The sequence below is a fragment of the Shewanella algidipiscicola genome, from assembly GCF_003605125.1.
Classification (GTDB): Bacteria; Pseudomonadota; Gammaproteobacteria; order Enterobacterales; family Shewanellaceae; genus Shewanella; species Shewanella algidipiscicola.
In genome coordinates, this window is sequence record NZ_QPQT01000003.1 from 236,125 (window position 1) to 248,975 (window position 12,851).

General features: G+C 39.0%; 10 protein-coding genes. All 10 read left to right on the plus strand.

Going from position 1 to position 12,851, the window contains the following annotated elements; all coding sequences use genetic code 11:
- The first annotated feature begins 42 nt into the window (after positions 1-42).
- The 10 genes from DVO77_RS04735 to DVO77_RS04780 all read left to right on the plus strand — a co-directional run bounded on the left by DVO77_RS04735 (position 43) and on the right by DVO77_RS04780 (position 12,812).
- Positions 43-2,157, plus strand: coding sequence for a type II secretion system protein GspD (locus tag DVO77_RS04735; RefSeq protein WP_119977518.1), 2,115 nt, complete (start codon positions 43-45; stop codon positions 2,155-2,157).
- A 914-nt stretch (positions 2,158-3,071) separates the two neighbouring features.
- Complete coding sequence (locus tag DVO77_RS04740; RefSeq protein ID WP_119977519.1) at positions 3,072-4,496, plus strand: hypothetical protein; 1,425 nt, start codon at positions 3,072-3,074, stop codon at positions 4,494-4,496.
- A 152-nt stretch (positions 4,497-4,648) separates the two neighbouring features.
- On the plus strand, positions 4,649-6,283 hold the full coding sequence (locus DVO77_RS04745; RefSeq protein ID WP_119977520.1) for a tetratricopeptide repeat protein: 1,635 nt from the start codon (positions 4,649-4,651) through the stop codon (positions 6,281-6,283).
- Between the two features lie 296 nt (positions 6,284-6,579).
- A complete protein-coding gene (locus tag DVO77_RS04750; protein ID WP_119977521.1) occupies positions 6,580-7,296 on the plus strand; it encodes a glycosyltransferase family 2 protein in 717 nt (238 codons plus the stop codon).
- A 10-nt stretch (positions 7,297-7,306) separates the two neighbouring features.
- Positions 7,307-7,660, plus strand: a complete 354-nt coding sequence (locus DVO77_RS04755; protein ID WP_249038102.1) for a DUF2304 domain-containing protein — start codon at positions 7,307-7,309, stop codon at positions 7,658-7,660.
- Positions 7,661-7,723: 63 nt separating this feature from the next.
- Positions 7,724-9,130, plus strand: a complete 1,407-nt coding sequence (locus DVO77_RS04760; protein WP_119977523.1) for a mannose-1-phosphate guanylyltransferase/mannose-6-phosphate isomerase — start codon at positions 7,724-7,726, stop codon at positions 9,128-9,130.
- Positions 9,131-9,233: 103 nt separating this feature from the next.
- Positions 9,234-10,007 carry an ABC transporter permease gene (locus DVO77_RS04765; RefSeq protein WP_119977524.1) on the plus strand — a complete coding sequence of 258 codons (774 nt, stop codon included), beginning with the start codon at positions 9,234-9,236 and terminating at the stop codon, positions 10,005-10,007.
- Positions 10,004-10,711, plus strand: coding sequence for an ABC transporter ATP-binding protein (locus DVO77_RS04770; RefSeq protein ID WP_119977525.1), 708 nt, complete (start codon positions 10,004-10,006; stop codon positions 10,709-10,711). The genes DVO77_RS04765 and DVO77_RS04770 overlap by 4 nt, the downstream gene beginning before the upstream one ends.
- Positions 10,712-10,713: 2 nt before the next feature.
- Positions 10,714-11,853: a coiled-coil domain-containing protein gene (locus DVO77_RS04775; protein WP_119977526.1), complete on the plus strand. Its 1,140-nt coding sequence runs from the start codon at positions 10,714-10,716 to the stop codon at positions 11,851-11,853.
- Positions 11,854-11,855: 2 nt separating this feature from the next.
- Positions 11,856-12,812 carry a hypothetical protein gene (locus tag DVO77_RS04780; RefSeq protein ID WP_119977527.1) on the plus strand — a complete coding sequence of 319 codons (957 nt, stop codon included), beginning with the start codon at positions 11,856-11,858 and terminating at the stop codon, positions 12,810-12,812.
- The last annotated feature ends 39 nt before the right edge of the window (positions 12,813-12,851 follow it).

Sequence of the window (12,851 nt, forward strand, 5' to 3'; positions counted from 1 at the left end):
ACAGATAACAGATAAAACCATAATTTTGGATTGGATAATTTAATGATGTCACAAAAGCGAGACTACTTTATTACGCTGCCAGCATTACCCGAAAAGCAAATCCCCCGCCAGCTAAGGGTGGGAGCTGCTGTGTGTATCAGTATCCTGCTACTTAACGGCTGTGCGAGCTTAGAGAGTCAAAGTGAAAGAAATCATAAGAAGGTAGGTTCCTCTTACCTTCTCAACACCAGTATTGGTGAGAGTCAGGTAGGGTTAGCTGACAAGTCTGAAGATGATGGAGTATATGAAGCTAAAAGTGAAACTTCACTAACGCGAGTCCCCACGTTGTCCAAACCTCAGGTGGGCTTTAGTAACGATGACGCAATAGCAGACACCTTTTCAACTAAAGCCAGCCTTACTATTGCAGCTGATAAAATGCCTCTGGTAGATTTCCTGCATTACAGTTTTGGTGAGCTTCTACAAAGTAGTTATGTTTTAGGGCAAAAATTAACTGATGTACCAAGTACAGTTACTTTGAATGTTCAAAATAAGATTAGCCCACAGAAGCTATACAGCCTAACAGAACAGCTTTTGCTCGAACGTGGCATAGGCATAAAGAGTCAAAATAATGTTATTTATATTCACAAGATCGAGAAAAATGATGGGCAGAACACGTCGGTGGGTTACGGCAGAACGGTAGATAGCATTCCAAATGCGCTTCATGTTCAGCAGATAGTGCCCTTAAGGTATCTAATTAATAGTAACTCAATCAGAACGCTCAGAGATATCACAGGCGTGAATACAGCTGTTGATATGGCGCAAGGAGTATTATTTTTAAAGGGAGAGCGCGAGCAGGTAATTCGCTCCCTCGAGCTTTTGGCGATTTTGGACTCTCCCGGCAGTCGCAGCCGAAATATCGGCTTCTTAAAACTGACCTTTATCGATACCGATGTCTTTATCGAATCACTTACTGAAATTCTACAAAATGAAGGGATTATGGGAGTCGATAAGAGCGTAGATAGTCGAATCTCTATGGTACCAATCTCTCAGCTAGGTGCTGTGGCCGTATTTGCCAGTGAATCTGATTTTATTGAGCGGGTCGAATTCTGGGCAAAGCAGCTGGATAAGCCGAGTAAGGGTAATCAGAAGCAGTATTTTGTCTATACACCAAAGTTTGCCAGAGCATCCGACCTTGGGGCAAGTGTATCTGCTTTAATATCTGGGCGTAGCGCCTCGACGCAGAGGGCCGAAAAAGCTTCCGGTGATAAGGCGGCGGCAATAGAGAATAGGGCCCCAAGTAACATCAGCAGTGCCAGCAATGAAAATATCAATATGGTAGTGGATGAACGCTCAAATGCACTTATATTCTACTCTTCTGGGCCTGAATATCAGGCTATTCTACCTTTGGTTGCGCGTCTTGATGTCATGCCAAAACAGGTCATTTTAGAGGTCTCTATTGCCGAAGTGACCCTGACAGATGAATTTAAGTTTGGTGTCGATATGGCATTTAGTTCGGGTAAATTTAGTTTTAGTAATAAACATGGTGCGTCTGCTATTGGGGGAAGTGTTTTTAGCTGGGCCAGTGGCGGTAATAAAATCGATGCTCAGGCATTTGAAAGTAATAAATGGGTCAATGTACTGTCAAAGCCCAGTTTATTAGTGCGTGACGGGGTCGCTGCAAGTATCCAAGTGGGTACAGATATTCCTGTTGTCGGTAAAACGACAACCGATCCCACCAATGGGGTAACAAAATCGATTGAGTACCGTAAAACGGGTATCGATGTTACGGTAACGCCGACCATTAATGCTCAGGGGGTGGTGATTATGACCATACAGCAGAGCAATTCTAATCAGGTTGATGGCGGCGCCGAAGTTGAGGGGAATCCGCAAATTTTTGAGCGCAGTATCGATACTGAAGTTGTCGCTGAAAGTGGGCAAACAGTGATCTTGGGTGGTTTAATCAGTGAAAACGCCACCGATAACCAGGTTGGATTACCTTGGATAAGTAAGTTGCCGTTAATTGGTGCGCTATTTGGTACCACAACACAGAATACTGTAAGGACGGAGTTAGTCATCATGGTTACGCCAAAAGTTATTACTCGCAGTGATGAGTGGGATGACATCAAAAATAATCTGGCTCAGGGGTTGAGGTATATGGATCTGAATCCGGTACAATGATGTGAGTCAATCTCTCCTTTGAGCAAACCAAACAACAGCGCTGGAAACATACATGCCAGCGCTGTTGTTCTGTATGGGGTGTAACATTGCTAATAGCGTTTTAACTTTAGGTTGTTAACAAACGGATGGTTGTTACTTACTTGGTGGTGAAAAACTGCTCAGATAGACATGGGGGGGGCAAAAGTGGTGAACCAATCGCTTGATTTTTTCTGCCTAGCACTATAATTTGATTGCGAGTTTTTACTCTGGTTTGTTACTTATTTAACTGGCTGTTTATTTGGCATTAATCAGTGTGTTTAGTTGGATATCTACTATTGAGTCGATGTTCAAAAATGAGAGTGTTAATGCGGATTACAGGCATTCAAAGACATAACCGTGCAGGTGACTAGACGCTGGCAGGCTATAGTCAGACCGTAATTTAAAGGCCAGTTAAGGGAAATAAAGTAACGTGGTGATGCTTAAACTGGTTTATGTTACATTCAATGCTACAGCATTCTCGTAACATGTTTATTGTGGTAACCAGTTGAGTTGGGAGCATATCTGCCTCCTAACAATGAGTGTTACTTTAAATAATAAGAATTGGTTGAAAATTGAGCGAGTTACTATATGTTTAACAATATGGTTAGCAATTTTGTTTATTTGTACTTGAATAGTTCAATCTGCAGTTGACTTATCATGTTGAATACATAAACTAGAGACCGGAAAGTTAAAGTAAATGTGCGCTAGGGGTTTCTAGTGCTCCCAGCTTAGCTTTACATTTCTGATTGTTCAAAGGACAGTAGCTTCTTAGCAATTTAGATAATAATTTAACTTTCTCAAGGAAAGTTGTAAAAAAAAACGGAACAAAAGTTGTCAATGCATAAAAATTGATATTGTAACTTGTTCCAATTTCATGAAATTGGAGATTTTGAAATATGAAAAAGGTATTTAATGCCTCAATCCTTGCAGCTGCAGTTGCATTGTCTTTTGGTGCTAGCGCTGCAGACGTAGAGATCAGCACTGTTCTTGGGCTGACAAATGAAGCTGCTGCTGCAGGCGTAACTTTGGTCAGTGCTTATGATACAGACTTCACATTCTATAACCGTGAAGAGCTATCTGCAGGTGATATCGTTACTATCACTTTCCCAATCGGTACTGTAATTGGTTCTGCAGTGGCTCAAGTCGGTGCTGGTGTTGGTACTTTTGAGACGCCTGGAGTTGTCGATCTTGGTTCTGCAACAGTTGCTCCTACCGTTAAGTTAACTGTTGCTGTTGGTAGCCCAGTATTAAACAACTCTAAGACAGTTGTAAAACTTACTGATTTTAACCCTAAAGCTGGCAACGCTGTATACACAGCTGAAGATGGTTTCAGTGGCGAACCAAAAGATACAACAGGGTCAAATGCAGTTGCATTAACTTCAGCAGCTGACCAAGAAGTTGCTTCAGTAGTGACTAAATTAGACGGTTTCGTTAACCGTGAAAACCGTGATACTTTTGTATTTTCTAAGGGTACACTCGTTGGTGAAATTCAAATCACTCGACCAGTAGTAAAGGGTGATACGTCTTTAACTGCTGCTGTATCTACTGACACAGTTGTTCTTTCAGCTAAATCTTTCAAAGATCTAACAATGAAAGCAGCAACTTGTTCTGATGGTTCAGCTGTTTCAATCGATAGTTCTTACACCCCTAGCTGTGCTGGTGCTGCAACTGTAGTAGCTCCAGTAGCTGCTGTAGTTAGTTGTTCTGACGCAACAGCCATTCCAGCATGTACTGATACAGCTACATTTGACGTAAGTACTCTAACTGGAGCTCTTCCTACTGTAGCTGCACCAGGTACTGGTAAAGCGGGTAAGATTTCAATCTGGGGTGAAGCGACAGCGACTAAAGATATCCAGCTAACTAACTTCGACATCACTCGTACAGTAACTTATGCACCAGTTGCACCTGTAACAGTTGCTCCTAAGTTAGACTACATTAAAGATGCTTCGTTTGGTGAGTACCAACTTGACGCATCTGTTGTTAACGTTCCATACCTACCAGTTGGTTACGATTTAACTCCAAACGTAGAAATTGCTAACAAAGCAATGACTGATGCTGAAATTATCCTTGAAGGTTTTGACCACAAGGGTAACCAGTATGGTCCAGTGACTCTTACTAAGAAAGCTGCAGCTCATGCTGTAACTAAAATAAGTGAAGCTGATATTGCTGCTGCATTCGGTATCACTGGTAAAGCTAAGTTAAGTGTAACTTTCATTCTTGATGCTGATGAAGACGAAATCACACTTGCTCCTTACTATCGTGAAGGCGAAAGCCGTGTAAACGTTCTGTCTGACCAATATAAAGCTGACAGCATCCGTTAATATAGCGTTTTTCAATAAAAAACGAGCCAGTGGCTCGTTTTTTTTTGTATCATATTTTGCTACTAATAGATCTTGTCTTGACTGGTTTTATGACTTTCCAGTTTGAGTAAACGCCTGAATGGTATTTAAGTGATGTTTTATGGGATAAAGGTATGGCTAGATTGTTGGAAATTAAAAATATGTTCTTTACCAAACATAGTTTGCTAATCCTATTGCCCATTATTTGTTTTATATTTGTGCTTACTGCGTACTGGCCAAGCTTTAGTGTGCCCTTTTATTTTGATGATACTGTTTCAATTGCAAAAAATCAGTTATTACAAACTGGCACTATTCAAGAGCTTTTATCTGCTTATGGTATGAGATTTTTTGGTTATCTTACTTTTTGGATAAACATTCAATCAACAGGACTTAACTTATATGCATTTCATGTAACCAATTTTATTATTCATTTATTTAACGGCATTGTATTATTCTATTTGTGCTTGTTATTGCTTAAAGAGTATCAAACGAATACAACTTACAAATATAAGCTGTTAGTTTCAATGTCGATAGCTATGCTATGGTTGCTCCACCCGCTTAATACTCAAGCAGTGACTTATGTTGTTCAGAGGTTGGCATCTTTAACCACATTATTTTATTTAGTTTCACTCTATTGTTATTTCAAACTGCGTTTAGAATACTTTTCTAAGAAGTGGTGCTTCGGATTAATTTTAACAATACTGTTTGGATTGATGACAAAGCAGAATTTTGTAGTTTTCTTTGTTTGTATATATTGCTTCGAACTTATTTACTCCAATGTAAGAATACGTAAATCGATAGTAATTCTAACTGCTGTAGCCGTATTATCATTCATTATACTCGCTCACATACTGCCAGCATCAATCATTGAAGCTTTAAACCAGTCAACGAAAGAAGTTCAAGAATATTCTAGGCTCGATTATTTTTTGACTCAGTTATTTGTAGTTTTGGAGTATATAAAGAAATTTTTTATACCAGTAAAACAACAACTTTTCATGACGAATTTGTTATCAACAGAAGTTAGTGTTCTACATGTTTTAGCCCTTTTGGCTCATGTTTTTTTGATTTTTTTAGCGGTAGCGCTTAGAAATATATTACCTTTGTTTACAATTGGAGTGGTTATTTTTTACACTGGACATTCAGTTGAATCTTTTATCATTCCTATAAGAGACATTGCATTTGAGCATCGTACTTATTTACCAAATATTGGCTTGTCGATTTCATGTGTAAGCGTCTTTGCTCATCTTTTAAATCGTTACCCAAGGTTCAACGTTTTTGTATTAATCAGTCTATGTGTGACCTTAACTGCGATGACTTATAATCGTAACCAACTCTGGCAAGAGCCATTTAAGTTTTATGAAAATGAGTATAGACTTTCTCCTCAAAACCCACGTGCGATGGAGCAATTTGCAGTAGAGCTAATGTCAATTGATAAAAGAGATGCTGCAGAAGTATTACTTAGAGATGCAATAAATATTAATTTGTCCTCTGGTAAACTTAGTGCGAGCAGTCTAAATAATCTGATCGTTATTTTAACAAAACGAAGAGATTTAAATGGAGTTATAGAAACAGCTAATATTGCATTAAAATATGTAACGAATCGTCATGATCGTAGCATGATAATGGCAAGTACTAGCTACGCTTATCTAAGTATGGGTTATTGTGAATTCGCTTATGAGCTTAGCCAATCAGCACTAGAGCTAGATCCAACAAATATAGATGCTAAACGATACATAGATAAGTGCTCTAGCAGTATTTCTCATCATTAGTCGCTGAATGAACAGCGGTACTTTGTACTGCGCTTTATTGTGTCGGTTATGATAATTTAGCATCTCTGTGCACAAGAAGAATGTTGCTAGTTTCTTTGGCTTTACAGTTAACACTAGATTGAGTCAGTACTGAGAAGGCCGGCGACGACACCTCGGATTGAAATCGATTTCTTAGTAAAAGCTGCTATAATCCGCGTTTGGATTTTATTAACCATTTGAAGTATGCAGGGATGCGGGCTCCATGGATTATGGACCGTAGCATGTCTTAAACTTTTGCTCAAAGTATCGAGGACAAGATGAAAACCGCTATAGTCATACCCGCTTTTAATGAGCAGGTCAGTATTTGTGAAGTGTTAGCGCCTCTACTTCAAATGACAGAGTTTGATATCATAGTTGTAGATGATGCAAGTACGGATCATACATTAGAACTGGTATCCGCAAATCCTCAGATCATAGTGCTTCCTTTAGCCGTCAATATTGGTGCATGGAAAGCGATGCAAACTGGTATACGTTACTGTCACCTAAATAATTATCAGCGGGTTATAACATTCGATGCTGATGGTCAACATTTGGCTAACTGCATCCCTGCGTTATGTTGTTATCAAGAATCTAGTGGTCATGATGTGGTGATAGGTTCCTGCCCGGAGCGAGGAAGTATTGCTAGACATATTGCATGGAAATTATTCAGAGCCCTTTCTGGCATTAAAGTCGAGGACTTAACTTCTGGATTGCGTGTATACGGTCGTGCTGCCATAGAGATTCTAAGTACTAGAGAAGCTTCTCTATTAGAGTATCAAGATGTTGGTGTGTTGCTAATGTTAAAAACATTTGGTCTCAGCTTTAGCGAAGTGCCTGTAGATATGAACCGCAGAGTTGATGGCATTTCCAGGATTTTTTATTCGTGGGGGGCAGTGGCTTACTATATGACACATACGACTTTACTTTGTATTAGTAAGGTGAGGATGAGTAACGAGTTGAGTTATCAAAAGACAATCCAAAATTACACTAAATAAGAGTATTCTAGTGCAACATTATCAAATTTTTTCTTCGTTAATTGCGGTTATCTTTTTCATTATAGCATTTGTTTTAGTCCGTAGAGATAACATACATCCTAGCTCTGCGATACGATGGACCATGCTATCTGTTGCAATCCTGATAGTAGGATTGTTCCCTCAGATATCAGACAAATTAGCAAGACTATTAGGGATCAGTTATGCGCCAATTATCCCTGTCTTATTTGCCTGCATTATTTTACTGTTAAAAGCGCTTTTGAATGATATTGAGCGAACAAAAGATAGAGTCAAAATTGACAGGCTTATTCAGCGGGTTGCAATTTTGGAACAAAAACAGATGGATATTAATCGTCAAGAAAAGTAATAAAAAGCAGCTTTTTGAGATTCAAAAGCTATACATCATATTACATTTATTAGGTTGTAGATCATGGAACACAAAGTATATCCAGTAATCCTTTCTGGTGGCTCAGGGACTCGTTTATGGCCTCTTTCCAGAAAGCACTACCCAAAACAGTTATTAAAATTAACTAGCTCATATACCATGTTGCAAGAAACCGCATTACGCCTTACTGGTTTCGAAAAACCTATTGCTGTATGTAACGATACCCACCGATTTATGGTTGCCGAGCAACTGCAAGAGATCGGACAAAATCCTACTGCTATAATTCTTGAACCCGTTGCACGTAATACCGCGCCAGCGATTGCCTTAGCTGCATTTGCTGCATTAGAACAAAATGCTGATGCAACGTTAGTTGTTTTACCTGCTGATCATGTCATTGAAGATGTAAATGCATTTCAGAATGCAGTCTTATCTGTTTTAGACGTTGCTCAAAATGATTCGCTTGTCACATTTGGGGTTGTTCCTTCAAAGCCTGAAACTGGCTACGGTTATATACAAGCAAGTGATGACAGTGGAACAATATCGAGTATTGCGCAGTTTGTTGAAAAACCAGATCTTATAACGGCTGAGCACTACGTCAATAGTGGAAAGTTCTACTGGAACAGTGGCATGTTTGTCTTCAAAGCACAGGCATATCTCAATGAGTTGAGTAATAACAATCCAGATATTTACAAGCACACAAAAATGGCGTGGGATAACTCCACGCGAGATTTAGATTTTATTAGAGTCGATAAAGAGGCATTTTCTCAATCTCCTGATGACTCTATCGATTATGCGGTGATGGAAAATACCCGCAAAGGTATGGTTTTACCTATCAATGTTGGTTGGAGCGATGTCGGCTCTTTTTCTGCACTTTGGGAAGTACTAGACAAAGATGAAAGTGGTAACGTCAGCCTTGGGGATGTTAAACATATCGATTCTAATAATTGCCTTGTGCAATCAGAAAACCAATTTGTAGCGACAATTGGTGTACAAGACTTAATTGTTATTGGCACTAAGGATTCGATTTTGGTTGCGCATAAAGACGAAGTTCAGAAAGTGAAAGAGGTGGTTAACCATCTTAAAAACACCGGAAGAACTGAGCATCTGTTACATCGTGAAGTTTATCGTCCCTGGGGGAGTTACGACTCAATTGAGTCAGGTAAGCGCTACCAGGTTAAACGGATAGTTGTTAAACCTGGAGCCTCCTTATCATTACAGATGCATCACCATAGGGCTGAGCACTGGATTGTGGTATCAGGTACGGCTTTAGTTGAAGTAGATGCAAAGGAAACCTTACTAACCGAGAATGAATCAGTTTACATTCCTCTGGGCGCTACCCACCGTTTAACAAACCCTGGTAAAATTCAGCTTGAATTGATTGAAGTGCAAAGTGGTTCTTATTTAGGTGAAGACGATATTGTGCGTTTCGAAGACGTATTTGGTCGTTGTTAGAATGACTAATTTTTTATAGCACTTGATTTACTAAGGTTACGTATTTTTTGTATTGACTGCATTTATGTAGTCAATTGCATTATTACGATTAAGAGAGTTTTTAATGTCGTTAAAGAAAGACTTGTCGTTAATTCATGTCATGTCAATCATGAAGCTAAAAAGTCAATCAAGTAAGTTAATACTAAGTTACCTATGGTGGGTGTTGGAACCCATTTTTCATGTTCTTACTTTTTATGTTGTGTTCAAGTATTTACTTGGACGCGGAGAAGGGGACTTTTTTACTTTTTTAATGGTTGGTCAAATTCCATTTCTTTGGTTTCAAAAAGGCGTAGTAGCTGCTTCTACAAGTTTAGGGCAAAACTTGAGTCTAATGATGACGAAACCTATTCCTAAATACATATTTCCTACGGTGGACATCCAAGAAGTTACCTACAAGCAGTTTTTTGTGTTCTTTGTATTGCTGTGTTTTTTGAGTATCAACGGTAGTTTAGTGGGTACTAACTGGTTTGACTTTATTGTGATTATCGCTGTCCAATATCTGTTTATGCTAGGCATAGGTTGGCTGTTTTCCATATGTGTTGCCTACACCCCGGACTTCTCAATGATTATTCAAGTGCTAATGATGGGGTTGATGTTTGGTTCAGGCGTGTTTTGGGATGTTAATGCATTAGAAAATGAATCCTTAAAAGAGATTGTTTTTACTTTTAATCCCATGGTATCGATTTTAGATGCATATAGAGTGGTATTGATGCACAAAACTGAGCTTGATTACGCGCTTTTATTGCCCGCTATTGTTTTTGGTTTGATGTTTTGTATTCTTTCATTGGGCATGTTTAAATTTTGCAATGCTAGTCTAACCAAGAGGTTAATGGCATGAGTGATATTGTGTTAACATGTGAAGGCGTTTCATTAACCTACAAATCAAGAAATGGCTTGTTTTCTTCTTTCACGCACAAAGCACTCAGCGACGTTTCATTTTCAATAAATAAGGGTGAAGTTTTTGGTATTCTAGGTGGCAATGGATCCGGTAAGTCATCATTGCTTGGTATTATAGCTGGAGTGATTCCTGCAACAACAGGGACGGTTATAATTGCACCAGATAAGCAAACTTCACTGTTGTCTTTAGGCTTAGGGTTTAACAATAGTTTGTCAGGAAGAGATAATACTATTTTGAGCGCTATGTTAAATGGTTTTTCACAAAAAGAAGCTAAGGACTTGACTTACAAAGTAAAAGAATTTTCTGAGTTAGCGGATTTCTATGAACAACCTGTTCGAACATACTCATCAGGTATGCGCAGTAAACTTGGTTTTGCTACAGCTTTGTATACAGATGTCGATATTTTACTCATCGATGAGGTGTTAAGCGTGGGTGACCAGTTATTTAAAAATAAAGCTGAAGAAGCTTTATTAAAAATCATAAATAACAACGATAAAACTGTGATATTTGTTTCTCATAGTGCTCAGCAGGTTAAAAGAATCTGTCAACAAGCCATGTGGTTGGACAAAGGTAAAATTAAAGTGATTGGTGATATCACTGATGTCATGAATTGTTATCAGACTAATTTTAAGAATATAGGTTAACCATGATGCAGGATAATTCAGAGTTAGAACTTATGGCTTTACAGAACGCACAGCTGCAGGAAGAATTAGAGTTTCAGCATAACAAAATGTTGAAAACGGAGTCTTTGGAATCACAAATTCTTGAGCTTGAAGCTGAATCAGAGCTTTCATTATTACAGATAGCCCAACTACAAGAAGAGCTGGAGTATTACTATTGTAAATATTCACAGTTAAAAAGCGAGCGTGTGAAAATTAATTCGCCACAGTCAGTAGCGGCTTCTTTAGTTCGACAAGCCAGATTAAGTGATAGAGATTACTCAACGTCAAGCCATCAAAACTATATTGAAAAACTCATCGCAGACCAGAAGATATTGGTAGCGGAAAATTCAAAACAAGCATCCTATATCACACAGCTTGAAGAAACTAAGGTATCGCTCGAAACTCATAATTCACAGCTAGTTAAGGGTAAGGCGGAACTAGAAGCCTCTCACGCACAACTCGTTACCCGTCATAGTGAGCTTGAAGCGTCTCACACGCGAGTCGTTACTAGTAATAGTGAGCTTGAAGCGTCTCACACTAAACTCGTTACCCGTAATGCTGAGCCTGAAGCGTCTTACAGGCATCTTGTTCCCCGTCATACTGAGCTTGAAGCGTCTCACTCGCAACTCGTTAGCCGTCATACTGAGCTTGAAGCGTCTCACACGAAACTCGTTACTAGTAATAGTGATCTTGAAGCGTCTTACAGGCAACTCGTTACCCGTCATGCTGAGCTTGAAGCGTCTCATACGCAACTGACTGCTAGCTTTAATAAAGCAGAATCAGAGCTTGCAGACATGGTTAAACAACGTGATGAAGTGCGTAACAGGTATTCTGAGCATAAACATTTATCTGAATCACTAAATTGTCAATTGGAAACGCAAAAAAATGAGTTGCTAAATATGAGCCAAAGTAATCATTTAGGGCAAAAAATGCTAGCCAAATCTCAATTGGATTTAGACCATCTGCGTAATAGCTACGCTGATAAAGTGCAATCGGAACAAGAGTTGATTGAGTTGGTTAAGGAGTTAAAGCAAAAGTTAACGTTGGCTTCTCGATATTATGTCAAATTACAACAAGATCATCCTGAATTATTAAGCTCTGTCGAATTATCAGAAGAAAATTAGTCATGACTTCTACATTTGAATTATTTAAAAACCAGTTGGATGATGCGCTAGCGCTAATTGATCAAACAGAGTCGTTCGCTGGTCAAGCGAAAAGTAGTGATTTGACTCATATATCTAGTTCAGTTAATACGGTAGTTGACACCCAATCGCTATTAGCACGCTGTGAAAAAGTTTGTAATAAGCATGAACCTAAAAAGCCAACCATTAGAATTATTCATCATTTAGCTTGTAGTGGGGGCACTCTGATTTCTAAATGTATTTCAGCCATGCCGAACGTATATTTGTTAAGTGAAGTTCATCCGTATACGGATTTGGCAATGGGTAAAGATAAGCCAAAATATGCGCCGTCTGATATTATTTCTTTAACTAAGTATTCTGGGATACCTCAGCAAAAGGAACTCGCTCAAAAGTTGTTTAAGAGTGCCATTGATGAGGTTTATCAACATGTAAACAAGCTAGGTGGCACCCTAGTACTAAGAGACCATACCCATGCGGACTTCCATACCAAGTCCCCTATTCCGGTACGATGCACTCTTGTTGAGTTGTTAGAAGAAGACTATGACGTTAGGTCAGTATTGACCATTCGTAATCCGATTGATTCCTACGCTTCGCTTATAAAAAATGACTGGGTCCATTTTGAGCCACAAACGTTTGATGAATATTGTCGTCGTTTTTTGTGTTTAATAGAACAGTTTAAACCTGAGCAAATCTTCAAATACGAAGATTTTGTAGAAGGCTCTGAAGTTGTAATGGCCAACATCGCTGCTTATTTACGGTTCAACTATTGCGACAGCTACAAGGATACTTTCGCTATATTCTCGGTAACTGGAGATAGTGGAAGGAGCGGGGGCGAGATATCCAAAAGAGTGCGGCGTCCTTTGGATGAAAAACTTATACAGGAAATTGCACAGAGCAATAACTTTAGGCGAGTATGCGAAATGCTCGATTATCAAGGATAAACTGTAGCCTTTGACAACAAACGCAGTGTTACAGTTGAT